The organism is Pseudomonas zhanjiangensis (assembly GCF_041027545.1).
In the GTDB taxonomy this organism is placed as follows: domain Bacteria; phylum Pseudomonadota; class Gammaproteobacteria; order Pseudomonadales; family Pseudomonadaceae; genus Aquipseudomonas; species Aquipseudomonas zhanjiangensis.
In genome coordinates this window covers 41,467-65,416 of the sequence record NZ_JBFTEG010000007.1, presented here as the reverse complement: position 1 = coordinate 65,416, position 23,950 = coordinate 41,467, and the positions used below count along the sequence as shown (strand labels likewise).

The 23,950-nt window shown below is 65.4% G+C and carries 23 protein-coding genes; 9 read left to right on the top strand and 14 right to left on the bottom strand.

What is annotated here, in order from left to right:
• Window positions 1-46 precede the first annotated feature (46 nt).
• The gene (locus AB5S05_RS10660) at window positions 47-937 is read right to left on the bottom strand and encodes a DUF6685 family protein (protein WP_438943567.1); all 891 of its coding nucleotides are present in this window, start codon (window positions 935-937) and stop codon (window positions 47-49) included.
• Between the two features lie 150 nt (window positions 938-1,087).
• On the opposite strand from AB5S05_RS10660, the gene AB5S05_RS10655 reads away from it, so the two are divergent.
• Both AB5S05_RS10655 and AB5S05_RS10650 read left to right on the top strand, forming a co-directional pair.
• A complete protein-coding gene (locus AB5S05_RS10655) occupies window positions 1,088-1,309 on the top strand; it encodes a DUF2835 domain-containing protein (protein ID WP_369287493.1) in 222 nt (73 codons plus the stop codon).
• Window positions 1,310-1,396: 87 nt separating this feature from the next.
• Window positions 1,397-2,425 (top strand): quinone-dependent dihydroorotate dehydrogenase, encoded by a 1,029-nt coding sequence (locus AB5S05_RS10650; protein ID WP_369287492.1) that lies wholly within the window; start codon window positions 1,397-1,399, stop codon window positions 2,423-2,425.
• Between the two features lie 215 nt (window positions 2,426-2,640).
• Here AB5S05_RS10650 and rmf read toward each other — a convergent pair whose 3' ends face one another.
• Window positions 2,641-2,856, bottom strand: coding sequence for a ribosome modulation factor (rmf, locus tag AB5S05_RS10645; protein WP_318948465.1), 216 nt, complete (start codon window positions 2,854-2,856; stop codon window positions 2,641-2,643).
• Window positions 2,857-3,293: 437 nt separating this feature from the next.
• Here rmf and rlmKL point away from each other — a divergent pair, with 437 nt between their 5' ends.
• A complete protein-coding gene (gene rlmKL, locus AB5S05_RS10640; protein WP_369287491.1) occupies window positions 3,294-5,573 on the top strand; it encodes a bifunctional 23S rRNA (guanine(2069)-N(7))-methyltransferase RlmK/23S rRNA (guanine(2445)-N(2))-methyltransferase RlmL in 2,280 nt (759 codons plus the stop codon).
• A gap of 42 nt (window positions 5,574-5,615) precedes the next feature.
• On the opposite strand, the gene dacB is transcribed toward rlmKL, so the two are convergent.
• Window positions 5,616-7,058: a D-alanyl-D-alanine carboxypeptidase/D-alanyl-D-alanine endopeptidase gene (dacB, locus tag AB5S05_RS10635; protein WP_369287490.1), complete on the bottom strand. Its 1,443-nt coding sequence runs from the start codon at window positions 7,056-7,058 to the stop codon at window positions 5,616-5,618.
• Window positions 7,059-7,309: 251 nt separating this feature from the next.
• On the opposite strand from dacB, the gene AB5S05_RS10630 reads away from it, so the two are divergent.
• Entirely contained in the window at window positions 7,310-7,651 is a 342-nt protein-coding gene (locus AB5S05_RS10630) for a YggL family protein (protein WP_369287489.1), read from the top strand.
• An 88-nt stretch (window positions 7,652-7,739) separates the two neighbouring features.
• On the opposite strand, the gene AB5S05_RS10625 is transcribed toward AB5S05_RS10630, so the two are convergent.
• The 3 genes from AB5S05_RS10625 to AB5S05_RS10615 all read right to left on the bottom strand — a co-directional run bounded on the left by AB5S05_RS10625 (window position 7,740) and on the right by AB5S05_RS10615 (window position 13,233).
• The gene (locus AB5S05_RS10625) at window positions 7,740-10,697 is read right to left on the bottom strand and encodes an HD domain-containing phosphohydrolase (RefSeq protein WP_369287488.1); all 2,958 of its coding nucleotides are present in this window, start codon (window positions 10,695-10,697) and stop codon (window positions 7,740-7,742) included.
• Window positions 10,698-10,829: 132 nt separating this feature from the next.
• The gene (locus tag AB5S05_RS10620) at window positions 10,830-11,894 is read right to left on the bottom strand and encodes an FUSC family protein (RefSeq protein WP_369287487.1); all 1,065 of its coding nucleotides are present in this window, start codon (window positions 11,892-11,894) and stop codon (window positions 10,830-10,832) included.
• A gap of 7 nt (window positions 11,895-11,901) precedes the next feature.
• The gene (locus AB5S05_RS10615) at window positions 11,902-13,233 is read right to left on the bottom strand and encodes a deoxyguanosinetriphosphate triphosphohydrolase (protein WP_369287486.1); all 1,332 of its coding nucleotides are present in this window, start codon (window positions 13,231-13,233) and stop codon (window positions 11,902-11,904) included.
• A 284-nt stretch (window positions 13,234-13,517) separates the two neighbouring features.
• Between AB5S05_RS10615 and AB5S05_RS10610 the strand changes: the two genes are divergently transcribed.
• Entirely contained in the window at window positions 13,518-13,895 is a 378-nt protein-coding gene (locus tag AB5S05_RS10610; RefSeq protein ID WP_369287485.1) for a DoxX family protein, read from the top strand.
• 15 nt (window positions 13,896-13,910) lie between these two features.
• On the opposite strand, the gene AB5S05_RS10605 is transcribed toward AB5S05_RS10610, so the two are convergent.
• From AB5S05_RS10605 to AB5S05_RS10590, 4 genes are read right to left on the bottom strand one after another with little or no spacing between them, the layout of a single operon-like run.
• Window positions 13,911-15,074 carry an EAL domain-containing protein gene (locus AB5S05_RS10605; RefSeq protein ID WP_369287484.1) on the bottom strand — a complete coding sequence of 388 codons (1,164 nt, stop codon included), beginning with the start codon at window positions 15,072-15,074 and terminating at the stop codon, window positions 13,911-13,913.
• A gap of 59 nt (window positions 15,075-15,133) precedes the next feature.
• On the bottom strand, window positions 15,134-15,502 hold the full coding sequence (locus tag AB5S05_RS10600) for a hypothetical protein (RefSeq protein ID WP_369287483.1): 369 nt from the start codon (window positions 15,500-15,502) through the stop codon (window positions 15,134-15,136).
• Window positions 15,499-15,873 carry a phage holin family protein gene (locus tag AB5S05_RS10595; protein ID WP_369287482.1) on the bottom strand — a complete coding sequence of 125 codons (375 nt, stop codon included), beginning with the start codon at window positions 15,871-15,873 and terminating at the stop codon, window positions 15,499-15,501. Before AB5S05_RS10595 ends, AB5S05_RS10600 begins: the two co-directional genes overlap by 4 nt.
• 11 nt (window positions 15,874-15,884) lie before the next feature.
• A complete protein-coding gene (locus AB5S05_RS10590) occupies window positions 15,885-16,202 on the bottom strand; it encodes an ElaB/YgaM/YqjD family protein (protein ID WP_369287481.1) in 318 nt (105 codons plus the stop codon).
• Between the two features lie 369 nt (window positions 16,203-16,571).
• Here AB5S05_RS10590 and AB5S05_RS10585 point away from each other — a divergent pair, with 369 nt between their 5' ends.
• On the top strand, window positions 16,572-17,780 hold the full coding sequence (locus AB5S05_RS10585) for an ammonium transporter (RefSeq protein ID WP_369287480.1): 1,209 nt from the start codon (window positions 16,572-16,574) through the stop codon (window positions 17,778-17,780).
• A gap of 54 nt (window positions 17,781-17,834) precedes the next feature.
• Here the strand turns inward: AB5S05_RS10585 and AB5S05_RS10580 are convergent, their stop codons facing one another.
• From AB5S05_RS10580 to AB5S05_RS10565, 4 genes are all read right to left on the bottom strand, one after another.
• Window positions 17,835-19,097: an OprD family porin gene (locus AB5S05_RS10580; RefSeq protein WP_369287479.1), complete on the bottom strand. Its 1,263-nt coding sequence runs from the start codon at window positions 19,095-19,097 to the stop codon at window positions 17,835-17,837.
• A gap of 136 nt (window positions 19,098-19,233) precedes the next feature.
• Window positions 19,234-20,100, bottom strand: a complete 867-nt coding sequence (locus tag AB5S05_RS10575; protein WP_369287478.1) for an MBL fold metallo-hydrolase — start codon at window positions 20,098-20,100, stop codon at window positions 19,234-19,236.
• A gap of 3 nt (window positions 20,101-20,103) precedes the next feature.
• A complete protein-coding gene (locus tag AB5S05_RS10570) occupies window positions 20,104-21,033 on the bottom strand; it encodes a pyridoxamine 5'-phosphate oxidase family protein (RefSeq protein ID WP_369287477.1) in 930 nt (309 codons plus the stop codon).
• A 10-nt stretch (window positions 21,034-21,043) separates the two neighbouring features.
• Window positions 21,044-21,640, bottom strand: a complete 597-nt coding sequence (locus tag AB5S05_RS10565) for a glutathione S-transferase family protein (RefSeq protein ID WP_369287476.1) — start codon at window positions 21,638-21,640, stop codon at window positions 21,044-21,046.
• A 143-nt stretch (window positions 21,641-21,783) separates the two neighbouring features.
• Here AB5S05_RS10565 and AB5S05_RS10560 point away from each other — a divergent pair, with 143 nt between their 5' ends.
• The 3 genes from AB5S05_RS10560 to AB5S05_RS10550 all read left to right on the top strand — a co-directional run bounded on the left by AB5S05_RS10560 (window position 21,784) and on the right by AB5S05_RS10550 (window position 23,908).
• The gene (locus AB5S05_RS10560; protein WP_369287475.1) at window positions 21,784-22,341 is read left to right on the top strand and encodes a TetR/AcrR family transcriptional regulator; all 558 of its coding nucleotides are present in this window, start codon (window positions 21,784-21,786) and stop codon (window positions 22,339-22,341) included.
• A 136-nt stretch (window positions 22,342-22,477) separates the two neighbouring features.
• On the top strand, window positions 22,478-23,638 hold the full coding sequence (locus AB5S05_RS10555) for a DUF5610 domain-containing protein (protein ID WP_369287474.1): 1,161 nt from the start codon (window positions 22,478-22,480) through the stop codon (window positions 23,636-23,638).
• 33 nt (window positions 23,639-23,671) lie between these two features.
• Window positions 23,672-23,908: a glutaredoxin family protein gene (locus tag AB5S05_RS10550; protein ID WP_369287473.1), complete on the top strand. Its 237-nt coding sequence runs from the start codon at window positions 23,672-23,674 to the stop codon at window positions 23,906-23,908.
• The last annotated feature ends 42 nt before the right edge of the window (window positions 23,909-23,950 follow it).

Genomic DNA, 23,950 nt, shown 5'->3' with positions numbered 1-23,950 from the left:
AGGTTGTTGTTCTTGGGGCTCTGCGCCAGCGCCGAGATGAAATGGGCTAGCCTGGGCTGTCGACGCTGAGGCCTTGCAGGTAGGCCACCACGTCAGGCGCCCCGGCCAGGCGCAGGCCTTCGCCGAGGGCGCAGGCCTCGGCCGAATGCTTGGGCAGCAGCAGGCACTCCGAGGCCGCGGCGGTACGCAGCAGCGATAGCCGCGCGTAGGGCAGGCCGCTGTCCAGCAGCAGAGCCATGAACGCCGGATCGCTCCAGGTGGCCGCGGGCATCGCCAGCACGTGATAACGCTGCTGCAGTTGCGCCAGGCCGTCGCGGCTGAGGCGGTAGCTGCACAGTTCTGCCGGCAGGGTAACCGACAGTTCCCGACGCCGTGCATAGGCGATGGCACAGGCGAAGGCCTCACCCTGCTGTTCGCCCGCCCAGAACAGCCGCTGGCCACGCCAGTTCGCCTGGCGCAGGCTGATCCGCTCGCCGGCGAGAAACTGCGGCAGGGCCAGGCTCATGGCCTTGACGAAGTCCTTGTAGCTGATGATGCGGATCTTCTTGCAAAATTCGCTGGCGGCGTAGTCTTCGAAACGGCTGAAGCTCACCCGTTCGGGGTCACAGTCGGCGAGGCCGTCGACTTGGCGCAGGTCGATCGAGGCCAGCGTCTTCTGCTGGGCCTCGACGAGTCGGATCAGCACGGCATGGGCTTGCGCCTTGTCTTCCTGCACAGGGCCGGACAGGGCGCCGCGGGGCAGGTCGACCAAGCGCTGCAGCGCCGGCGCTTCCTGCCAGCAAATGCTGTCACGCGGGGCGGGCAGGGGACTGAAGGGCAGGCGCAAACCGCTGGCGCGCTCCAGGATCTGTCGCGGCGCGCGTCCGCCCAGGCCCAGGCGCTGGGCGAGGGCCGCCAGGCGCGAACTGAGTGAGGTGGGCTGGTCTGGCGAGATCATGGCCGGATGTGAACTCCAGGGACATCGCTGCCAGTGTGGCAGAGCCAGGGGCCCATTGCACAGGGTTTGCCGGTCAAACCGGCAGCACCTCGCGCCAGATGGCGCGGCGCATGTGGCAAGATTGTCGGGTTCATTTGCGAAGGAGCCTCCATGCCCAGTCTGGTACTGGATATCGCGCTATCTGCCGAGCGCATGCGTGCAGTCTATCAAGGCCATGCCAACCGTATTCTGCTGCACAGTCGTGACGGGCGGCGGGTCAGCGTGCCAGCGCACCATTTTCGCGCCTTTCTGACTCATGAAGGGGTTTTTGGTTCCTTCGCATTGGAGTTTAGTGCGAGTGGTGAGCTGCTGAGTCTGCGCCGTTTGAGCTGAAGCGGGCCTGGCGCCTCGCCGGGGGAGGCGGTGGGCGGCTATAATCGCGGCCTTTGCGATTTCGCCACTATCGAGCTGAGCCTGCCCATGTATACCCTGGCCCGTGAGCTGCTGTTCAAACTCTCCCCGGAGACCTCCCACGAACTGTCTGTCGAGCTGATCGGCGCCGGCGGCCGTTTGGGGCTGAATGGCCTGCTGTGCAAGGCCCCGGCCAGCCTGCCGGTCAAGGTCATGGGCCTGGAGTTCGCCAACCCAGTGGGGCTGGCTGCGGGCCTGGACAAGAATGGCGACGCCATCGACGGCTTCGCCCAGCTGGGCTTCGGTTTCGTCGAGATCGGCACGGTTACACCGCGACCGCAGCCGGGCAACCCCAAGCCGCGCCTGTTCCGCCTGCCGGCGGCCGAGGCGATCATCAATCGGATGGGCTTCAACAACCAGGGTGTCGATCACCTGCTGGCCCGGGTGCAGGCGGCCAGATTCAAGGGCGTGCTGGGGATCAATATCGGCAAGAACTTCGACACCCCGGTCGAGCGCGCGGTGGACGACTACCTGCTGTGCCTGGACAAGGTCTACGCCCATGCCAGCTATGTGACGGTCAACGTCAGTTCGCCCAATACTCCGGGGCTGCGCAGTCTGCAGTTCGGCGACTCGCTCAAGCAGTTGCTCGAGGCCTTGCGCCAACGTCAGGAAGACCTGGCCCAGGTGCATGGCAAGCGGGTGCCCCTGGCGATCAAGATCGCTCCGGACATGAGCGATGAGGAAACCGTACAGGTGGCCAATGCGCTGCTGGACGCCGGCATGGATGCGGTGATCGCCACCAACACCACCCTGGGGCGCGAGGGTGTCCAGGGCCTGGAGTTTGCCGATGAAGCCGGCGGCTTGTCCGGTGCACCGGTGCGCGACAAGAGCACCCATATCGTCGAGGTGCTGGCCGCCGAGCTGGGCGGACGCTTGCCGATCATCGCCGTGGGCGGCATCACCGAGGGGCGGCATGCGGCCGAGAAGATCGCCGCCGGCGCCAGCCTGGTGCAGATCTATTCGGGCTTCATCTACAAGGGGCCGGCCCTGATTCGCGAGGCGGTGGATGCCATCGCCGGCTTGCCGCCCAAGCGCTGAAGGTCATTGTTGGGCCAGGGATGAACGGGACAACGCAAGAGGCCGCGGGCGAGGATTGCCGCAGCTATCAGTGGGGCCGGGCCAGTGTGGCGATGATTGTGCTCGAGCCGCCGCGCGGCGACAGGGGAAACAAAAAAGGGCTCCCCTAAGGGAGCCCCTGGGCTCGCGCCCGCCGCTCGGATGGAGCGTGCTTGATGAAGTCGGTAGGTCCTTTTTCAGCCGACAGCGTGAAGTTCGTTGAGTCTATGGATGCCGGCAGTACCGGTCAGGCCGTCCCAGTTGTCACCGCGGCCCTCGCGCCAGCCGTTCAACCAGGCTTGGCGTACGGAAGGAAGGGTGAAAGGACACATCTCGCGGGATTTGCCATGGATGCCGTATTGATAGCCGCGCAAAAACGCTCTTTCTAACGGATCACGCTTAAGTCTTCTCATAGGGTGTTGCCCTCAATGTTGACTGTTATGTCCCTTAGACCTCGGCGACCTCGTCGCGAGGTCAGGCAGAGTAGAATCTGCCATCGGAGCCCGCTGCCGGCGTGGCGGACCCCCAGATACCTTCGCCGTTGCAGCGAAGGCCTTGGGTGATTTCTATCGAATGCCCGGGTGCCTGTGAATGATCGTTTTGTCATAAGGACGTAACGCTTTTGAGGGTCAAGCCATAAGGCTTCCGGGAAAGGCTGGCTGCTGGCCGGGCGAGTGGCCTTGGCGCGGGCGATTGCGGCCTGTTTAGTGGTGTTTTGCCATCGCGATGCATTTGCGATTGCAGGCTTTACTTATTCCGACGAAGGGGCGCGCTGCGACTTTTTGTCACTTATTTTGGTCGTGCGGGCTGAACCGCATGGCCCTGACTGCCTTAGGCACTGGATATTCCCATGTCGGATCGTTACGAACTCTTTCTCACCTGTCCCAAGGGCCTGGAAGCCTTGCTGCTGGAGGAAGCCGGCAACCTCGGCCTCGAGCAGGCGCGCGAGCAGACGTCGGCCATTCGTGGCCTGGCCGATCTGGAAACGGCGTACCGCCTGTGCCTGTGGTCGCGCCTGGCCAACCGCGTGCTGCTGGTCCTCAAGCGTTTTCCCATCGAGGATGCTCAGGACCTGTACGAGGGCGTGCTGGAGGTCGACTGGTTCGAGCACCTGGAGCCCGGCGGCAGCCTGGCGGTGGAGTTCAGCGGGCATGGCTCGGGGATCGACAACACCCACTTCGGTGCGCTGAAGGTCAAGGATGCGATCGTCGACAAGCTGCGCCAGGCCGATGGCACCCGCCCCTCGATCGACAAGCTCAACCCGGACTTGCGTATTCACCTGCGCCTGGAGCGCGGCGAGGCGATTCTTTCCCTCGACCTGTCCGGTCACAGCCTGCACCAGCGCGGCTACCGCCTGCAGCAGGGCGCCGCACCGTTGAAGGAAAACCTCGCCGCCGCCGTGCTGATCCGCGCCGGCTGGCCGCGCATCGCCGCCGAGGGTGGCGCGCTGGCCGACCCCATGTGCGGGGTTGGCACCTTCTTGGTCGAGGCGGCGATGATGGCCGCCGATATCGCGCCCAACCTCAAGCGCGAGCAATGGGGCTTCAGCCACTGGCTGGGCCATGTGCCGGCGCTGTGGAAAAAGCTGCAGGCCGAGGCCCAGGGCCGCGCCGAGATCGGCCTGGCCAAGCCACCGCTATGGATCCGCGGCTATGAAGCCGATCCGCGGCTGATCCAGCCGGCACGCAACAATATCGAGCGCGCTGGGCTGAGCGACTGGGTCAAGGTCTACCAGGGCGAGCTGGCAACCTTCGAGCCACGCCCGGACCAGCACCAGAAGGGCCTGGTGATCAGCAACCCGCCCTATGGCGAACGCCTGGGTGACGAGGCCAGCCTGCTGTACCTCTATCAGAATCTCGGCGAGCGCCTGCGCCAGGCCTGTCTCGGCTGGGAGGCGGCGGTATTTACCGGCGCCCCTGAGCTGGGCAAGCGCATGGGCATCCGCAGCCACAAGCAGTACGCCTTCTGGAACGGTGCGCTGCCGTGCAAACTGCTGCTGATCAAGGTGCAGCCGGAGCAGTTCGTCACCGGCGAGCGACGCAGCCCGGAGCAACGCGAACGCGAGCGCGAACAGGCCGAAGCCGTCAAGGTCCAGGCGGAGCCGCAAGAGCGCCAGTACAACAAGAACGGCAACCCGATCAAGCCGGCGCCGGCGCCGGCGCCGGCCCCGGTTGCCGAGCAGGCGCGCCTGAGCGAGGGCGGGCAGATGTTCGCCAACCGTCTGCAGAAGAACCTCAAGCAGCTGGGCAAGTGGGCGCGGCGCGAAGGCATCGAGTGCTACCGCCTGTATGACGCCGACATGCCGGAATATGCTTTGGCGGTCGACCTGTACCGCGACTGGGTGCATGTGCAGGAGTACGCCGCACCGCGCTCGATCGACCCGGAGAAGGCCCAGGCGCGTCTGTTCGATGCCTTGGCGGCCATCCCCCAGGCGCTGCAGGTCGAGCAAAGCAAGGTGATCATCAAGCGCCGTGAGCGCCAGGCGGGGACCAAGCAGTATCAGCGCCAGAGCAGCCAGGGCCAGTTCATGGAGGTCAACGAAGGCGGGGTCAAGCTGCTGGTCAACCTGACCGACTACCTCGACACCGGGCTGTTCCTCGATCACCGCCCGTTGCGCCTGCGCATCCAGCGCGAGGCGGCCGGCAAGCGCTTCCTCAACCTGTTCTGCTACACCGCCACGGCCACGGTGCACGCGGCCAAGGGCGGCGCACGCAGCACCACCAGCGTCGACCTGTCGAAGACCTACCTGGACTGGGCACGGCGCAACCTGTCGCTCAATGGCTACTCGGACAAGCACCGCCTGGAGCAAGCCGACGTGATGGCCTGGCTGGCGGAGGATCGCGGCGAGTACGAGCTGATCTTCATCGACCCGCCGACCTTCTCCAACTCCAAGCGCATGGAGGGCGTGTTCGACGTGCAGCGCGACCACGTGCAACTGCTCGACCTGGCCATGGCGCGCCTGGCGCCGGGCGGGGTGCTGTACTTCTCCAACAATTTCCGCAAGTTCCAGCTCGACGAAGGCCTGGCCAGTCGCTATGCGGTGGAGGAGATCAGCGCCGCCACCCTGGACCCGGACTTCGCCCGCAACCCCAAGATCCATCGCGCCTGGCGCCTGAGTTCGCGCGGCTAAGCGCGAGCCGCTGAGTCATCCCGAGGCGCGCCTCGGGATGACTCAGGGCGTAGCGGGCTGGCGATAGAGGTCGAGCAGGACCTGGTCGAGAATCGCCGAGGCGCCCCAGGGCTTGGGGTGATTGAGGATCGCCACCACGGCCCAGCTGTTGCCATTGCGGTCGCGGCTGTAGCCGGCGATGGCGCGGACATTGTTCAGGGTGCCGGTCTTGATGTGCGCTTCGCCGGCCATCACGGTGCGCTTCAGGCGTTTGCGCATGGTGCCGTCGGTGGCCACCAGCGGCAGCGAACTGACGAACTCGGCGGCATAGGGGCCCTTCCAGGCGGCCTCGAGGATCTTCGCCAGCTCGCGGGCGCTGACCCGCTCGTCACGTGACAGCCCGGAGCCATTCTCCATCACCAGGTGCGGTGCGGTGATGCCCTTGCGCGCCAGCCACTGGCGGATCACCCGTTGGGCGGCCATGGCGTCATCGCCGTCGGCCGCGGTGCGGAACTGGGCGCCGAGGCTGAGGTACAGCTGGCGGGCCATGGTGTTGTTACTGTACTTGTTGATGTCGCGGATAATTTCCGTCAGGTCGGGTGACCAGGCGCTGGCCAGCAGGCGGGCGTTTTTCGGCACTTCACCGAGGTGGTCCTGGCCGAGGATGCTGCCATCGAGTTCCGCCCAGATGGCCCGGACCGCGCCGGCGATATAGCTCTGATGATCCAGCGGTGCCAGGTAGCTCTGGGTGCGGCAGCCCTCGGCCAGGCTGCCGCTGACGATCACGGTAGTGCCGTCGAACTGCTTGACCGTGTTGTAGCGCACGTCCGGCCAGGCCGGGCATTTACCGGGCTTCAGCGGTTTGACCCGGTTGTCGATACGAATGCTGGCAATCGGCGGTTCGACCACCACCTGCACCTTGCCGTCCTGGTTGCGGGTGATCAGGCGCAGCGCGTTGAGGTTGACCAGCAGGGCGTCGGGGGCGACCAGATAGGGCTTGTCGATATCGCCGCCGTCATCGTCGAAGACCGGCAGCCGCGGCTGGATGAAGTGGCTGCGGTCGAGGATCAGGTCGCCGGTCACCTGGCGCACGCCATAGGCGCGCAGGTCGCGCAGCAGCAGCCAGAGCTTCTCCAGGTTCAGCTTGGGATCGCCGCCGCCCTTGAGCAGCAGGTTGCCGTGGAGCACGCCGTTCTTCAGCGGGCCATCGGCATAGAACTCGGTTTTCCACTGATGCGAGGGACCCAGCAGTTCCAGGGCGGCGTAGGTGGTGACCAGCTTCATGGTCGAGGCCGGGTTGACCGAGACATCGGCATTGAAGAAAGTCGGGCGGCCGGGCGCATTGAGCGGCAGGGTGACCAGCGACAGCGACTCGCTGGCAATCTTGCTGGCCTTCAGCGACTGCTGCACCTTGTCCGGCAGTCCATGTTGGGTGCTGGCCGGCGTGTACGCGGCGAAGGGCAGAAGCAGGCCGGCGATGGCCAGCTGGCGAAACATTCGGATCATGGCTGCAGACCCAGTGGTTGGGGGCGATTGGAAACGGCTGACACGGGTGTGAGGATTTCCAGTGTGGCGCTGCGAATAAGCCGCGCATTATGCCCCAAGGCAGGCGCGGCTGGCGCGCTGCGGCGACCGGCGTTGTCACTGCCCGGCGCCGCGCGTTTGCCTTGGCAGGAGAGACCGCCTGGCACGCCGGCGGGCAATCCGGGCATTAAGCTGCTAGAGTGCCGCGCGTTATCACTCTTGAGGATTGTTTCATGGCTACCAACCGTTCCCGCCGTCTGCGCAAAAAACTCTGCGTGGATGAATTCCAAGAGCTGGGTTTCGAACTCAACCTGGGCTTCAAGGAAGACCTCAGCGAAGAGGCGATCGATGCTTTCCTCGAGCAGTTCCTGCGTGACGCCATGACCGCCAACGGCCTGGGTTATGTCGGTGGCGACGACTATGGCCTGGTTTGCCTGGCCAAGCGTGGCTCGGTGAGCGAAGAGCAGCGCGCCACGGTCGAAGCCTGGCTGAAGGGCCGCGATGAGCTGACCGAAGTCAGCGTCACCCCGCTGATCGACGTCTGGTACCCGGAAAACGCAATCAATCCGGCCTGACGTCAGCCGACCGGGCAGGCGCCAGGCCTGCCCGGTCGTTCCGATACTGCCCTTCGTTTCGCCGTTCCCCCCTCAGTCGCCGTCGGCATCAGCCGAGCACACCGGCCTGCTGCAAAACCCCGGTCTCATCTATCCGATCGATCTGTTCGGCCTGCATATAGCCCTCGGCATAGCGTCGGTACACCTGCGCGCGGACGAACAGGGCAAACAGCTGCGGGTCGATATGCCCGTTGCGGCACATCTCGGCCATGATGGCCAGTGATTCGGAGAGCAGCTTGCCCTTCTTGTAGGGGCGATCCACCGCGGTCAGCGCCTCGAAGATATCGGCGATCGCCATCATCCGCGCCGGCAGGCTCATCTGTTCGCGGCGCAGGCGTTTCGGGTAGCCACTGCCGTCCACTTTCTCATGGTGACCGCCGGCGAGCTCCGGCACTTGCTTCAGGTGCGGCGGCAAGGGCAGGTGCTCGAGCATTAGAATGGTCTGCACGATGTGGTGGTTGATCAGGTAGCGTTCCTCGGGAGTCAGGGTGCCGCGGCCAATACTCAGGTTGTGCAGCTCGCCGAGGTTGAACTTGTGCTCGGGCACGTCCAGCTTGAAGCCCCAGGGATTGTCGGGCGCAATCAGCTCGGCCGGCGGGCGCGGGATCAGGTGTTCGGGTTTGTCGGCCAGCAGTGGTTCCTCCACCGGAAGCGACGCGGTGGGCCTGTCTGCATAGCGCTGGGCCTCCTCCCAGGACAGACCCAGGCGATCATCCAGGGTACGCATCCAAGTGCGCTGGGCGATGCGCCTGAGTCGGTTCAGGTCCTCTTCCTCCATGGTTTCGCCGCCCAGGTTGCTGCGCGCGACCAGGGCGAATTCCTCGTCCAGGGTACTCAGCAGCTGGTCGCGCACGCTCGCCAGTTGCTCGGCGTCACCGCCCTGCGCACGGCCTTGCCAATAGGCGATCCAGGCGTCGCGCTTGAGTACCTCGAAGCGGGTGCGCACCTCGTGGATGCGGTCGTACAGGGTTTCCAACTTGGTCGCCTTGTCCACCACGTACTCGGGGGTGGTGACCTTGCCGCAATCATGCAGCCAGGCGGCGATATGCAAGGCCTCCCACTCTTCGGGCGTCGGCTGGTAGTCGAGGAAGGGCGGCTCCTCGCACTGCGCCGCGGCGCGGGCGAGCATCAGGGTGATCACCGGCACGCGCTGGCAGTGGCCGCCGGTATAGGGACTCTTGGCATCGATGGCGCCGGCGATGAGCTGGATGATGGCGTCGAGCAGCTGTTTCTGCCTCTCCAAAAGCCGCTGGCTTTCGATGCACAGCGCGGCGACCCCCGAAATCGCCTCGACGAAGGCCACCCGTTCGGGCCGCAGCATGGCCGGGTCGGCTTCCTCGCCGGTGTCGCAGTGCAGCAACAGCAGGACGCCCAGGGTATCGCCCTGGCGATTGTGCAGGCCGGTGGCCACCAGGTGGACGCGGGGGCTGTTGAGGGCGCGCAGCAGGCTGCGGAAGTCGCCGGCCTGGTCGAAGCCGATCGAGCTGGTGCTGCTGCGCTCGCCTCGGGCCGGTCCCTGCAGCCATTCGGGCAGCGAGTCGCCGGCCAGCGGGTAACCGGGCATGGCATGCTGTTCGAGGCTCTGGCGCTCGCCGTTGAGAAACAGGCCATGGGGCTCGAGCCGGCCAGTCTCCTCGTCGACCAGGTAGATCAGGCCGCCGTGGGCGCGGCTGATGCCGATGGTTTCCTCCAGCACCCGCTCGAGCAGCGGGTCGAAGCGCTTCTGCGCCGACAGGCTGGCAGCGATCTCGAGAAAGCTGGAGATGGTCTCTTTCATTCGCGTCATGGACACGGCCAGCTGGTCGACCTCCAGTATCAATGAGCGACCACTGGCGGGAGACTTGAAATCGAAGCGGCGAATCGCCTCGGCTTCGGCAACCAGCGCTTTTAGTGGTTTGGCCACGATGCGCGAGGTCAACCAGCCCAGGGGCAGGCATAGCAGCAGGGTGGTCAGGGTGATCAGCGCGCCTTGCCAGCGCATGCGGTAGGCATCTTCCAGCAGTTCGTCCTCCGGTACCAGCAAGGCCAGGAACAGGCCTTGAGGCCCTCCTTCCAGCAGTCGGCTGCGCGACACTACCCAACGCCGCCCTTGCAGCTCGAGCACAGTCTGTTGCAGCTCGCCGGTGTCATTGGCCAGCAGGGCGTCGATTTCCGGGCTGAGTTCACGGGCGGGGCTCAGTATCGCTTCGCCATCCATCATCATCGTCAAGAGGGCGCTGTCCGGGTAGGCCACGGCGTTTCCGGCGGGGTCGTAGAGGACGATCTGACTGCTGCGGGTGATCTGTTGATCGACCAAGGTAGCGGACAGCTCGGCCAGGGTCAGGTCCGCGGCCAGCACGGTGGTCAGACCGCTGCGCCGGGCCAGGGTGGTGCCGACCTCGGAGGTGGAGAAGAACACATAGGGCTTGGTGGTGATCTGCCCGCCATTGACGCGGGCGCGCCGGTACCAGGGGCGTTTGCGCGGGTCGAAGTCTTCCTCTGGACGGGCGCGTTGGCCGATCAGGTTCAACGAGCCGTCGTAGAACAGGTAGGCCGCCTCAGTACCCTCGGCGTTGCGGTCGATCGACCAGACCTGGAAGGCCGCGTTGTTCGGCGCCAAGAAGCGTAGCTTCATGGCCTCGTCGCGCAGCGGCCGAACCTGGAAGAAGTCACCGTCTTCGTAGCCAAGGTACAGCGAGGCTATCTGTGGATTGTCGCGCAGGGCCTGGGCGAAGGGTTTGAGCAGGGTCAGGCGGGCCTGCAGGTCGCTGGCCTGGGCTGCATCATTGAGGGCCAGCAGGCTGAGCATCTGGCGAATCGGTTGGTAGGTGTGTTCGAGATCGAGCTGCACATTCTGCTGGATTTGCTCGAACAGCTTGGCGCTGCTGGCGAAGATGATCTGGGTGGTTTGTCGGTGGTTGAACAGTCCCAGCACGCCCCCGGTTAGCAGCAGCAATAGTGTGAACACGAGGCTGATGTGCACATGCAGGGGGAAGCGGCGATTGCGCAGCCAGGTGTTGCTGGGCATGGCGCATCACTCCTTGTTTGGCCCCGTTATCCTAACAAGCATAGTGAAGCGGCCAGGTGGCTGCCCGGCAAAGGCGGTTCTACCTAAGAGAGGCGGCTTCTAGACAGGAAGTATCTAGGCACCGCCCGTCTATCAGGAGCGCTGGCGAGGAGTGCTGGGGTCCAGGGCTCTTCTGGCCAGCAACTGCCGGAACGCATGGGTCAGCAGGGCAACGAGCACGACCAGGAGCGCGCCGAACAGGGCATTGAGCAGGCGCGTATCGATCTGCTGCCAATCCTGCGCCAGGCTTTCGGCGAGCAGGATGAAGCAGATCGTCACCTGCAGGACGAACAGGCCATAGTGACTGGCCTGCAGCATACGCCCGAGAATGATCAACGGCAGCAGGGTGGCCACCAGCAGCGCCGGGCTTTGCAGGCTGTAGCCAAGCAGGATCAGGCCGCCGGCCGTGACCAGGCTGAGCAGGCTCGATTGCAGGGCGCGCACCAGGTTGTCCTGCAGGCGCAGCTGCAGCGAGCTGAGCACGATCAGGGTCAGCCAGTAGCCGCGTTGTAGCTCGGCGAGGTTGACCGTCAGGCCGGCCAGGGCCAGGGCCAGGCTGCAGGCGGCGGCATGCAGGCGCCATTGCTGGCGCGGCAGGCGCTTGGCGTAGCGCCTCAGCACCCTTGCCAGGCTGATGACGCGCGGCATATAGGGCCACATGCGCAAGCCATGCAGGCCGCGCAGACCGAAGGCCAGCAGCATCACCCAGAGCCCGCCGAGGATGAACAGCATGGCAATGGCATAGGGGTTGCCCAGGCTGTCGACGATTTGCTGGCCATGGCCCAGGCACAGGCATGCGGTCAGGCCGAAGCCGAGCTTGCCGGCCTCGCTGCCGAAGCGTTGCAGCCAGGCCAATAGAAAGCCGAAAAGGCCAAATACGCCGAGGCTGGCCAGCGGCTGGCTGGCCGCCCAGAAGCCCAGGCCGGCACTGCAGGCCCCGAGGCCGATCAGCAACGACATGCGCAGCATGCCAAAGCGGTGCAGGGGGCTGGCCTGGGCCGCCTGAAAGGCGCCGACCGAGGCCCAGAGGAAACCGGGATGGGCACTGAACAGGCCCAGCAGCAAAGGCAGTCCGCAGCCGAAGCCGGCCACGACCGCCGATCCCCAGGCGGGTGGTCCGGCGTGCCAACCGAAAGCGTGTCGCAGGCGTGGATTCATCTACGGGTTACACCGGGCTTGAGCGTCCCGTCATCTCGCGGGCCATTTCGGTAGCATAGCTGTCGGTCATCCCGGCGATGAAGTCGATCATGCGCAGGAAGGAGGCGTACAGCGGCCCGTGCGGGTCCGGCGCGTTGTTGCCGAGCAGGTCGAGGATGCGCCTGTGCTTGAACGAGGGCGTACGCCCGCCATGCTGCTCCAGGGCCGCGCCGCAGAAGGCATTGAGGAGGATTTCCAGGGTGGTATAGGCGCCGATCTCGTGCAGGGTCTTGCGCTTGTCCTGGAAGATCTTCTGTCGTGCCATGGCCTTTGCCCCGAGCACGCAGCGCTTGGCCGGGCCGTGCATGTGCTCGACCAGATCGCCCTGCACGCTACCGGCCAGCAGCGCGTCCTGCTGGGCGACGAAGGCGTAGGCGGCGGCATTGGTCAGGTGCTCGATGGCCTTGCCGCGCAGGATGGCCAGCTTGCGCCGACGCGAATCCCGTGGCCCCAGCTGGCGGTAGGTTTCCGGCAGGTCGTCACCGACCAGGTCGAGCAGCAGCGCTTCGACCTCCGGGTAGTCGAGCAACTCCATCTCCAGGCCGTCCTCCAGATCGATCAGGCCGTAGCAGATGTCGTCCGCGGCCTCCATCAGATAGACCAGGGGGTGGCGGGCCCAGCGTTGCTCCTCCAGTTGCGGCAGGCCCAGCTTGTGGGCGATCTGCTCGAGCAGCGGCAGCTCGCTCTGGTAGCAGCCGAACTTGTGCTTCTTGTAACCCAGGGCCTCGGCGTGGCGCGCGGTCCAGGGGTACTTCAGGTAGGCGCCGAGGGTGGCGTAGGTCAGACGAGTGCCGCCATCGAACTGGTGATACTCCAGTTGGGTGAGCACGCGAAAGCCCTGGGCATTGCCCTCGAAGTTGAGGAAGTCGTCGCGTTCGGCCGCGCTCATGGCATCCAGCCAGCCGCGCCCGGCCGCCTGCTGGAACCAGTGGCGGATGGCATCCTCGCCGGAGTGGCCGAACGGCGGGTTGCCGATGTCATGGGCCAGGCAGGCCGACTGCACGACCATGCCCAGGTCGCTCGGCTCGCACCAGTCGGGCAGCGCGTCGCGAATCATCTCGCCGACGCGCATGCCCAGCGAGCGGCCGACGCAGCTGACCTCCAGGGAGTGGGTGAGGCGGGTGTGAATATGGTCGTTGCTGGACACCGGATGGACCTGAGTCTTGCGCCCCAGGCGACGGAAGGCGCCGGAGAAGATGATCCGGTCGTGGTCCTTGTGAAACGGGCTGCGCCCCAGTTCGTTGACGCTGTGCGCCGGTTTGCCGAGTCGTTCGCGGTTGAGCAGGGTTTGCCAGTCCAAGGCCGTTCCTCGCCGTTCAGTGGCCGATGCCCCTAGCTTCGGGCTTCGTCCGGCGGACTGCAAGCCGGGTCTGCGCGCCGGTACGGCACCTGGGGCGATTGCAGGGAGCGAGTGGCGAGGCCTGGGCGGCGTTGCTACTGTCAATTCAGGGTGTACGGCCAGTGGATAGGGCGTGCGCCTGTCGTCGCGCGTCACCGCCGCCCAACCGGTCGTTTGTGGCGGCAGGGTGCCCGGTCCCGAGCGCGGCAGTCGGCGAATAGGGCGTTCTCTCGAAAGGAGGCTGTATGAATAGCGCGATTGTCTTGGTTGCACGGCTGCTGCTGGCGCACATCTTCTTGCTCGCCGGCTTCAGCAAGATCACCGGCTATGCCGGTACTCAGGGTTATATGGAGAGCATGGGGATACCCGGCGCGCTGTTGCCATTGGTGATCGCTTTGGAGATTGGCGGCAGCCTGGCGCTGATTGTCGGGTTTCTCACCCGTTGGGCGGCGCTGGCGCTGGCCGGCTTCTGCATCGCCTCGGCGTTGATCTTTCACACCAACTTCGCCGAGCAGACGCAGATGATCATGTTCATGAAGAACCTGGCCATGGCCGGCGGCTTCCTGCTGCTGTACGTGCAGGGCGCCGGCGCCTTCAGCCTCGATGCCAGGCGCGGTCGATAGCGGGCATCTGGCTGCTCACAGGCCTCTTGCGTCGATATCCACCAGTAGCAGGCGGCGCCCGTTGTCGGTGAATTGCCCGGCGGTCAGGCAGTACTGGTTGCTGGTGGCGTCTCGGTAGGTGCTGGAGAGGATCAGCCGGCGCTCGTCCCAGCCTTCGGCCAATAGCTGATAGAAGTAGGGGCGCCAGGACCAGTTGTGACCCAGGTAGCGACTGTCGGCGTGCCAGGCGCCTTCACGCCATTCCAGGTTGGGGGTGATCTGGGTGCCGTGACGGTCGCACTGGAATACCCGCAGTAGCCAGGGGTAGGCATCGGGCGCTGGCAGACTGGCCGGAGCGCCGCCGGCCTCGATCCAGGCCTTGAGCGCGCTCATCAGGGTGCCGAGTTGAATGCGCAGGGCCATCAGTCGCGCTCGCTCGGCCAGCTTGTGCTGCACATAGCGATCGCGCAGTTGGGCGAAGCGCTTGACGAAGGCGTTGGTGTGGAAGAATGCCGGCTCCGGTTTGGCAAACAGATAGCCCTGAACGTAGCGCGCCCCGCAGGCCAAGGCGAAATCCAGTTCGGCCTCGGTTTCCACCCCTTCGGCAATGATCCAGCAGCCGCTCTTCTCGGCCATCTGCGCCAGCGCCCTGACCACCTCTTCGCTGGGGCCGCCGCGGGCGGCATCCTGGAACAGGCGCATGTCCAGCTTGAGGATATCGGGGCGCAAGGCCAGCACGCGATCGAGCTGCGAGTAACCGGCGCCGAAATCGTCGATGGCGATGCGCGCGCCGGCTTCGCGGTAGCGCGCCACGACCCCGGGCAGGCGATGGCTGGCGCCGCCCAGTTCGGTGATCTCGAAGACCACCCGCTCGGGCGCGAAGCCGGCACGCTGCAACTGTTTCAGGCTCGGCAGGGCTTGCTCGGGGCGCAACCGGCTGATCCAGCGCGGCGAGATATTCAGGCTGAGAAACCAGTCGGCCGGCGCTTCGCTAAAGCGGGCCAGGGCCAACTCGCGTACCCGGCGATCGAGCCGGCGCAGGGCGGCAGGCGGGGTTTTCGGGTCGGCAAACAACGGGCCGGCCGAATGCAGCAGGCCATGTTCATCGCGCAGCCGTGCCAGTGCCTCGACGCCGGCGATCTGGCCGGTAGCGGTGTCGATGAAGGGTTGAAAGACAGCGCACGGTTGACCGTCGAACACCGAACACTTCCTTAGCGATAGGCAGTAAGTGCGCCGAGAGCCGGCGAAAAGTGCTTCAGCTAAGCAAGATCGTGGCCAGAAGGCGGCTTGGGCCCAGGCTCGTCCGGACGGTCGTTCGGCGTGCGCGATGGGCGGCGCCTGAGCAGCGGGAAGGCAATCAGCGCGATGCGCAGCCAGCGACGCCAGTTGTCATTGCGCACGCCGAGTGTGGCCAGCAACAAGGCGCCTACAGTGATCCAAAGTGGTGCGTTGCTGTTGCGCAGCTCGCCGCGCAGGTGACTGCCGATGTCGCGTGCCTGATGCAGGGGCTGCAGCATCATCAGGGTTTCATGGCGCAGCTCCTGGCGGTGCATCTCCAGGCGCATGCGCAGCAGGGTCTTGTGCAGTTGCCGGCGGTTGGCCTTGGCGGGCAGTTCGGTGGCGCTCATGGCAGCAGTTGCTCGCGGTCGCGGGCCAGCTCTTCGAGGCTGGCACCGAAGGGGGTGGGGGCATTGCGCAGGCGCAGCCACAGGCCTATCAGACTGGCGATGAGGCCCGCGGCATAGAACAGGCACAGGGCGGCGATCACCAGCTGCCGATGGCTGTCCCAGTAGCTGATCAGCAGAGCCGCGGACAGGCCAACCAGCAGCAGCAGGCCGAACACCAGGCTGAGGCTGAGCAGGGCGAACAGGCTCAGGGCATGCCGCTGCTGGTCCTTGAGTTCTTCGCCGAACAGCGCGATATGGCCGTGCAGCAGGCCGAGCAGGGCGCTGGCAAGGCGCCGCGGTGAGGGGCCGCGACGCCCCTGAGGGCAATCCATGTCGTCACTCATCAGCGCCGCGATATCAGCATGCCCAGCAACAGACCTATGCAGGCGGCTACACCCAGGGTTTGCCAGGGGTGGTTCTGCACATAGCCTTCGGTGGCCTGCACGACGGCCTTGCCGCGCTCGCGCAGGGCGTCTTCGGCGTCATGCAGGGTCGAGCGGGCGCGGCTGAGGCTACCGCGAATCTGTTCGCGCAGTTGCTCCGCCTGATCACCGGCCAGGCTGGCCGAGTCCTGCAGCAGCTTCTCGGTATCACGGACCAGGGCCTGGAACTCTTCGAGCAATTCGTCCTGGCCGGGCGGGTTGGAATCTTTGCGTGCCATGAGCTCTCTCCTTGTGGTTCCTGTTCAGTGTAGGGGGTTTGCGACAGTCCGGGACGTGCAGTGCCAATTGCGGACGACAGCGCTGAGTCCTTGGCTGGTACAGCGCTTGCATTGTGTTGGTGCGCGCTGTTGGCGTGCTGCGTCTTTATGGGGCTTTCTGGAGCGTGGGCTGAATGCCGTTTTGCACAGATAAGCCATTAATAAATAACGATTAAATACCAATTCTGAATAATCGCTCGGCACCAGCCTGGTGCTCGCCGCGCGTCTCCTTGGGGGGATGGGTGGTTGGACGTGCTGTTTTATGGTGCGCGACCGGTCGAGCGTGGTCCGCTTTGGTGCTTCTTCCCTGTCTCGGAGTGTTCTTTGCTGATGGAAAACATCAACAGTGCCGTGGAAACCTTGATTCACGGCTCCAACACCCTGTTTATCCTGTTGGGCGCGGTGATGGTGCTGGCCATGCACGCCGGCTTTGCCTTTCTCGAGGTCGGCACGGTTCGGCAGAAGAACCAGGTCAATGCCTTGTCGAAGATCATCTCCGACTTCGCCGTATCGGCCCTGGCCTATTTCTTCGTCGGCTACTGGGTCGCCTACGGGGTGACCTTTCTCGAACCGGCGAGCGTGCTGACCGAGGAGAATGGCTATGCCCTGGTCAAGTTTTTCTTCCTGCTGACCTTCGCCGCGGCGATTCCGGCGATCATCTCCGGGGGCATCGCCGAGCGCGCCAAGTTCGGGCCGCAACTGTGCGCGACCCTGTTGATCGTGGCCTTCATCTATCCCTTCTTCGAAGGCATGATCTGGAACGGCAACTACGGTGTGCAGGCCTGGCTGGAGGCGCAGTTTGGCGCGGTCTTCCACGATTTTGCCGGCTCGGTGGTGGTGCATGCGGTAGGCGGCTGGCTGGCCCTGGGCGCGGTGACCCTGCTGGGGCGGCGCAATGGGCGCTACCGCGACGGCAGGCTGGTGGCCTTCGCTCCGTCGAATATTCCGTTCCTGGCGCTGGGCTCCTGGATCCTGATCATCGGCTGGTTCGGCTTCAACGTGATGAGCGCGCAGACCCTGGGTAGCGTCAGTGGCCTGGTGGCGGTCAATACGCTGATGGCGATGGTCGGCGGCACCGTGTCGGCGCTGCTGGTCGGCCGCAACGACCCGGGCTTCCTGCACAACGGCCCTCTGGCCGGCCTGGTGGCAGTGTGTGCCGGCTCTGATCTGATGCACCCGGTCGGCGCCCTGGTGACCGGGGCGATCGCCGGTGCGTTGTTCGTCTGGGCGTTCACCGCGACCCAGGTCAAGTGGAAGATCGATGACGTGCTCGGCGTCTGGCCATTGCATGGCCTGTGCGGCGTCTGGGGCGGGATCGCCTGTGGCATCTTCGGTCAGCAGGTGCTGGGCGGCCTGGGTGGCGTCAGCCTGATCAGCCAGATCATCGGCACTCTGCTGGGGATGGCAGTGGCCCTGCTCGGCGGTTTCCTGGTGTATGGCGTGTTGAAGAACTGGGTCGGCATCCGCCTCAGTCAGGAAGACGAGTTCAATGGTGCCGACCTGTCGGTGCACAAGATCGGCGCGGTCAGCGAAGACTGATGGCGCCAGATAGCAAAAAAGCCCGCTAAGCGGGCTTTTTTGTTTCTGCCGAATTTACAGCAGCGGCAGGGTGTAGCTGAGGATCAGGCGGTTCTCGTCGATGTCGTTGGTGAAGTTCGAACGCACCATGGCGTTGCGCCAGCGCACCCCGAGGTTCTTCAGCGCGCCCTGTTGGAACACGTACATCAACTCGGTATCGCGCTCCCATTCCTTGCCGTCGCCGGCCGCGCCCAGGTCGACGTTGTCGCCGCTGAGGTAGCGGGTCATGAAGGTCAGGCCCGGCACGCCGATGCTGGCGAAGTTGAAGTCGTAGCGCGCCTGCCAGGAAGTCTCGTCCTTGTTGGCGAAGTCGCTGATCTGCACGTAGTTGACCAGGAACGGGTCGGTGCTGGTAGCCAGGTAGGCGAAGCCGGTGTCGCCGCTCATCTTCTGGTAGCCCAGCCCCAGGCTGTGACCGGCCAGGCCATAGGTGAGCATCGCCCCCAGGGCCTTGTTGTCGACGTTGCTGCGGCCGTCGTCGGTGGAGCGCGCGTAACGCAGGTCGGCCTTCAGGCTCTGGCCTTCGCCCAGGGGCAGTACATGCACCAGATTGAAGGAGTTCTGCTTGTACAGGTCTTCCAGATTGGAATAGTAGTAGCCGGCGGTCAGGTCCTGGGTCAGCTTGTAGTTGCCGCCGAGGAACTGGAAGGAATCGGTCTTGTTGCCACCGGTGATGCTGATCCCGCGCTTGCCGCCGGAAGTCATCGACAGGTCTTCGAAGTCGCTGGAGTTGCGGTTGTTGACCTCGCGCACGTAGCCGCCGTCGAGGGTCAGGCCGTCGATTTCCTGGGAGATCAGCTGGCCGCCCTTGAATACCTGCGGGGTCAGGCGGCTGTCGCTGGAGGCGATGGCCATGTTCTTGAACTGCATGCTGCCCACGCGCAGGGTGGTCTTGGACAGCTTGGCCTTGGCGGCCACCGCCAGGTCCGAGGAGTAGTCCTGGGAGCCGCCCGAACGGTCGGGCACCAGCAGGTCGGTGCCCGCCGTACCGTCACCGGAGTCCAGCTTGAAACCGAGCATGCCGATGGCGTCGAGGCCAAAGCCCAGGGTGCCCTCGGTATAGCCGGAGTCCATGCGCAAGATAAAGCCCTGGGCCCACTCTTCGCGCTTGGCCTGGCTGGCGCCAGCCTGACGGAAGTCGCGGTTGAAGTAGAAGTTGCGGGCTTCCAGGCTGGCCTTGCTGTCCTTGATGAACTCAGCCTGGGCCAGAGACGGCAGGGTGAGGCTGGCACCCAGGGTGGCGCAGGCCACGGCTTGGGCGAGGGGGGGCTTGCTCATTATTATTGTCTCCTCAGGTGTGTGCGGGCCGGCGTATGACCGACGTGTTACCGCGCCGTGAAATTAATCATGGAAGAGACGGACCAGCCTTTAGACCTTAGTCGGGACGCTGCGGCGCCCGGGGCTGGGAGTACGGTCAGCGGGTCCAGTTCGGGTAAACGGCCAGGTGTTGCTGAGCGCGGGCATCGTGGGCCGGCACCACGGTCAGGCTCGGATTCTGCTCAATCAGCTCGTGTACCTGCCCGAGCACCGCGCGGGTCGCATCGCGATCGTTATCGACCATGTTGCGACTGATCCAGAATTTTTCCCTGGGCCCGGTGAAACCCTCCAGGCGCCAACTGGCGTCACCGCTGAAGAAGAAGCGGCGACCGTCCTCCAGGGTGATGAACAAGCCCACCGAACCCGGCGTGTGGCCACTGAGCGGCACCAGTACCAGGCTGCCGTCGCCGAACAGGTCGAGGCTTTCTTCGAAGCCCATGAATGGGTTGGGGAGGAAGTCGTAGGGCACCCATTTGACCCCATGCCTGAACTGGCTCGGCAGCACCGCCGGGGGCGCGGCGACCTGGCTGAACTCGATCTCTGCGTAGGGCGCCCAGACCGGCACTTCGGGGAAGTCGGCCAGCCCTGAGGCATGGTCCCAGTGGGCGTGGGACAGCAGGATCCTATCGACCCGCACTCCGTCAGGCTCTAGCTGGTCGCGTACCGGCCGCACCTCGCCATACTGCAGCAGCGGCTTGTCGTACCAGGGCATTTCGCTCTCGAACTGGCTGTCCACCTGGCGGCCCAGGGAGGTGTCGAACAGCAGGGTCGCGGCGTGGTGCTCGATCAGAACCGCCATATGGTTGGCGACGGCTGTCTGCATCCAGCTGCCACCTTCCACGGTAAAAGCATCGAGGGTCTTGGTTTCGGCGGTTTGTACCAGGCTGAAGCGCAGGCCCGCGGCGTGCCCGGGTAGGCTGGCGAGAGTCAGCAGGGTGGCGAGCAACAGGCAGAGTCGATGCATGGTTCAGCTTCCTTGAGTGGGTAGAAAGGGTGAGGCCTGGGCCGGGCCAAAGGCCAGTGGCAGCCGTGCCCGGCGCAGCAGCCAGGCCCCCGGGGTCAATGCCAGCATGCGTTCGGCGCCGACCGCCAGCGGTTGGCCCCGCGCCGCCAGCTGTTCGGGCCAGTACAGCTCGGCGCGGGCCTGCAGGTGCAACAGATCGCCGCTGGCGAAGTCGATCAGCAACAGGCAGCAGCGCGGCTCCAGCAGCAGGTTGCCGAGGCTGTTGAACATCAGGTTGCCGCTGTAGTCGGGCAACCACAGGCGGCCGTCGTTTCCCAGGGCGAGAAAGCCCGGCGCCCCGCCGCGGTGAGAGATATCCGCACCGCCGCTGTGCGGATCAGCGTTATAGCTGGCGATAAACAGGGTGTCGGCGCACCTGGCCAATTCCAGCCAGCGCCGGTCCAGGCCCTGGCCGCGCTCGCACGGGCCGGGGCGACGCGGCTGGGCGCGCCAGTCGCGGGCCTGGATGTACTTCGGGCAGTTGCCGAACGACTGGCTGACGGCGAGGCTAAAGCCGCCGCTGTCGATGTGGCTGACCCGACCATTGAGCCGGTTGCGCCGGCGGGTCGGCATCTCCAGTCCGAGCAGGCCGAGCGGCGCGCCCAACTGCAGGTGCTCGGCAAGCGGGTCGTCGGCTTCGGGCAAGGCGTCGATCTTCAGGGTGGCGGGCTCGGGCGAGCTAGCGAAGCCCGGCGTCCCGTGCAGCAGCGAGGCATGCGGCCAGCCATCGGCCGCCACGCTAGCGCTGAGCAGCCAGGGTTGCTGGGCAAAGAAGGTGCGGTGCTGCTCGGGCATCAGCGGACGAATCACCCGGCGACCGATGTCCTCGAGCTTGTCGCGTACGCCCAGGCGGGCCTGGATGCGCTGCTCGCCGGCATGGAACGGACTGCTCATCACCCACCTCCTAGAGCCCCGGCATGCCGATATAGCCGGGCAGCGCCCGAATCCGTGCGAACCAGGCATGCAGGTGAGCATAGGGGGCCAGGTCGATTGCACCGTCGCCGGCGAGGGCGGCATAGGGGTAGACGGCCAGATCGGCAATGCTCGGCTGCTCGCCCTGGGCCAGCCACCGATGCTTGGCCAGATGGGCATCGAGCAGTTCCAGGGCGGCCACGGCGCTGCTGTGCACACGGGCTTGATCGATCGGCAGGCCGAACAGCTTGCCCAGACGCGCCAGGCCCGGGCCGTGCTGGATCTCGTTGGCGGCAAAACTCAACCAGCCGGCAATCCGTCCCTGGCTGATGGCGTCCAGCGGGTACCAGGCCTGATCGGCATAGCGCCGCGCCAGATACACCAAGATGGCCTGGGAGTCGCCCAGTTGCAGGTCGCCATCGACCAGCGCCGGCACCTGGCCTCGGGGGTTGATTGCCAGATAGGGCGCAGCCTTGTGCGCCCCTGCCGGCAAGTCGACGCCGTGCAGCTCGGCGCGCTGACCGATCAGGCTGAGAAACAGGCGGACCTTGTAGCAGTTGCCGGACAGGGTGAGGTCGTACAGGTGCATGGTGAGGCTCCAGTGAGCGAGGTGGAACTGGATAATAGACAGACAGGTCTGTATATTTCAAGTCGTGTTTTTTCTCCACTCTCTCAGCCGCCTTTCGGCCCCGGCCATGGCTTGCGCATAATGGCGGCCTACGGAGGTTCTACATGGCATCGAGTAAACGCGAGCAGCTGCTCAACACCGCGCTGCAGCTGTTCTATCGCGAGGGGTACCACAGCACTGGCATCGACCGCATCCTGGCCGAGTCCGGGGTGGCGAAGATGACCCTGTACAAGCACTTCAAGTCCAAGGACGAGCTGATCCTCGCCGCCTTGCAGGTGCAGCATGAACAGATCGCCGCGCGGATGCGCCAATCGCTCGAGGAGCTGGCGCCGCGCGAGGCGATCCTTCAGGCCTACGACGGCTTGCATCTGTGGCTGAGCGAGCAGGGCTTCTGCGGTTGCCTGTTCCTGCATGCCGCGGCAGAGTTCCACGAGCGCAGTCACCCCATTCACCGGCAGGCGGCCGAGCACAAACGCTTCGTCCTGGCGTATTTTCGTGGAGCGCTGCTGGCATTGGGCCTGGCACAGGCCGAGGTGCTGGCCGCGCAGTTGCAATTCCTGTTCGAGGGCGCCTTGAGCATGGCGCACCTCTATGGTCCGGCCGACCAGGCCTTGCAGGCCAAGGCCGCCGCCGAGCAGTTGCTGGTTGCCGTAGGCGTCTGAAGCGCGGCGTTTGGCGCATCGGCTGCAGTTTCCGGCTGGCCGCGGGCTCGCCGTTGGTCGACGGCGGCCGCGAATTGCTCAAGTTTTGTCCAGCCCCGCCGCCAACCAGGGAGGCAACTCACCCTGGTACCTCGTCATGACGCCCCTGGCCTCGCTTTACTCTCCTGCACCGCGCGCCGCTTTTCCGGCCGGCTCGCCAGCCGTGCGCACGGCCCCCGACGCCCAGGGCGCCCTGGCCAATCGTCTGGCCGAACGCCTCGGCCTGCAGCCTGGGGCACTGAACGGCAAGGCCGACGCCTTCACCCCGGAGAAGGTCGCCAGTCGGGTGCTCGGCTTCATTGAGCAGCGCCTGCACAGCGAGGCAGCCGCGGGTGCCGATCCGGCCAAGTTGCAGAACCTGTTGAGCCAGGCCCGCGAGGGTGTGGAAAAGGGCTTTGCCGAGGCGCGCAGCATTCTCGACGGCCTGGGCGTGCTGCAAGGCAAGGTGGCGGCAGATATCGACGACACCTACCAGCGCATTCAGGCGGGTTGGGCCAAGCTGGACCGGCGCCTCGCCGAACCCGCATCATCCGGCAGCGCGGCGGTGGCGGTCTACAGTGAGCGCTTCAGCGCGCAGGCGCAGACTTTCGACCTGGCGGTAACCACCCGCGATGGCGACCGCCTGCGGATATCCATCGGTCAGGCCTCCGCCAGTTGGTCGCACAGCAGCATCGTTGCGGCAAGCGGCGCTGACGGCAGCGCCGCAGTCGCCAGCAGGCAGGCGGGTAGCGTGCAGATCGGCGCCTGGCAGGTCAGCGTCGAGGGGGAGCTGGACGACAAGGAGCGCGCGGCGCTGGCGAAGCTGTTCGGCCAGGTCCAGGCGTTGTCCAGCAAGTTCTATGCAGGCGATCTCAACGGTGCCTTCGAGCGGGCCATGGCGCTGGACCTGGATGGCGAACAGTTGGCCTCGATGTCGCTGCGCCTGGCCCAGACCCGCGTTCGCCAGGCCTCCGATACCTATGGCGCAGTCGCCGAGCAGGGCGGCCAGCCGGCCAGCGCGGTGAACGCCGCGCTGATCGACTACGCCCAGGGCCTGCTCGAGGCCTTGCGCGGCGCCGATGCGCTGATCGAGCAGAGCCGGGACGGTTTGCAGTACTTGCTCGAGCGTAGTCTCGAGCTGGACGAGCGCTTCGATGGCACCCGCCGGGGCCGGGCCGAGCGACTCAACGAGCGGTTGCTCGACGGCCTGCAAGGGTTGCTGGCTGCCGGCCAGCTGGCTGCGCAGGCGGCATCCACGGCCGCCTGGGGCAGATGCTAGACTGCAGCCTTCGTCAAATGTGGAGGCGTGCATATGCAGCCTGAATGCCAGCTGTTCGGTACTCTCGGCTGTCACCTGTGTGAAGTGGCTGAAGCCCTGCTCATGTCATTCGTCGATCACGGTCTGCAGGTCGAGCTGGTCGATATCGCCGAGCAGGAGGAATGGGTCGAACGCTATGGCGTGCGTATCCCAGTGCTGCGCCGCAACGACACCGGTGCCGAGCTGGACTGGCCGTTCGATGCGGAGCAGATAGTCGCGTTCTTGCGTTGAGTCGCGAGTGCGCCGCCGGCGACAGCGGCTCGCAATACAGGC

Bases quoted from the DNA above. Each gene is read 5' to 3' on its own strand.
- AB5S05_RS10660 (WP_438943567.1), bottom strand. From the start codon at position 937: ATGATCTCGCCAGACCAGCCCACCTCACTCAGTTCGCGCCTGGCGGCC.
- AB5S05_RS10655 (WP_369287493.1), top strand. From the start codon at position 1,088: ATGCCCAGTCTGGTACTGGATATCGCGCTATCTGCCGAGCGCATGCGT.
- AB5S05_RS10650 (WP_369287492.1), top strand. From the start codon at position 1,397: ATGTATACCCTGGCCCGTGAGCTGCTGTTCAAACTCTCCCCGGAGACC.
- rmf (WP_318948465.1), bottom strand. From the start codon at position 2,856: ATGAGAAGACTTAAGCGTGATCCGTTAGAAAGAGCGTTTTTGCGCGGC.
- rlmKL (WP_369287491.1), top strand. From the start codon at position 3,294: ATGTCGGATCGTTACGAACTCTTTCTCACCTGTCCCAAGGGCCTGGAA.
- dacB (WP_369287490.1), bottom strand. From the start codon at position 7,058: ATGATCCGAATGTTTCGCCAGCTGGCCATCGCCGGCCTGCTTCTGCCC.
- AB5S05_RS10630 (WP_369287489.1), top strand. From the start codon at position 7,310: ATGGCTACCAACCGTTCCCGCCGTCTGCGCAAAAAACTCTGCGTGGAT.
- AB5S05_RS10625 (WP_369287488.1), bottom strand. From the start codon at position 10,697: ATGCCCAGCAACACCTGGCTGCGCAATCGCCGCTTCCCCCTGCATGTG.
- AB5S05_RS10620 (WP_369287487.1), bottom strand. From the start codon at position 11,894: ATGAATCCACGCCTGCGACACGCTTTCGGTTGGCACGCCGGACCACCC.
- AB5S05_RS10610 (WP_369287485.1), top strand. From the start codon at position 13,518: ATGAATAGCGCGATTGTCTTGGTTGCACGGCTGCTGCTGGCGCACATC.
- AB5S05_RS10600 (WP_369287483.1), bottom strand. From the start codon at position 15,502: ATGAGCGCCACCGAACTGCCCGCCAAGGCCAACCGCCGGCAACTGCAC.
- AB5S05_RS10595 (WP_369287482.1), bottom strand. From the start codon at position 15,873: ATGGATTGCCCTCAGGGGCGTCGCGGCCCCTCACCGCGGCGCCTTGCC.
- AB5S05_RS10590 (WP_369287481.1), bottom strand. From the start codon at position 16,202: ATGGCACGCAAAGATTCCAACCCGCCCGGCCAGGACGAATTGCTCGAA.
- AB5S05_RS10585 (WP_369287480.1), top strand. From the start codon at position 16,572: ATGGAAAACATCAACAGTGCCGTGGAAACCTTGATTCACGGCTCCAAC.
- AB5S05_RS10580 (WP_369287479.1), bottom strand. From the start codon at position 19,097: ATGAGCAAGCCCCCCCTCGCCCAAGCCGTGGCCTGCGCCACCCTGGGT.
- AB5S05_RS10575 (WP_369287478.1), bottom strand. From the start codon at position 20,100: ATGCATCGACTCTGCCTGTTGCTCGCCACCCTGCTGACTCTCGCCAGC.
- AB5S05_RS10570 (WP_369287477.1), bottom strand. From the start codon at position 21,033: ATGAGCAGTCCGTTCCATGCCGGCGAGCAGCGCATCCAGGCCCGCCTG.
- AB5S05_RS10565 (WP_369287476.1), bottom strand. From the start codon at position 21,640: ATGCACCTGTACGACCTCACCCTGTCCGGCAACTGCTACAAGGTCCGC.
- AB5S05_RS10560 (WP_369287475.1), top strand. From the start codon at position 21,784: ATGGCATCGAGTAAACGCGAGCAGCTGCTCAACACCGCGCTGCAGCTG.
- AB5S05_RS10555 (WP_369287474.1), top strand. From the start codon at position 22,478: ATGACGCCCCTGGCCTCGCTTTACTCTCCTGCACCGCGCGCCGCTTTT.
- AB5S05_RS10550 (WP_369287473.1), top strand. From the start codon at position 23,672: ATGCAGCCTGAATGCCAGCTGTTCGGTACTCTCGGCTGTCACCTGTGT.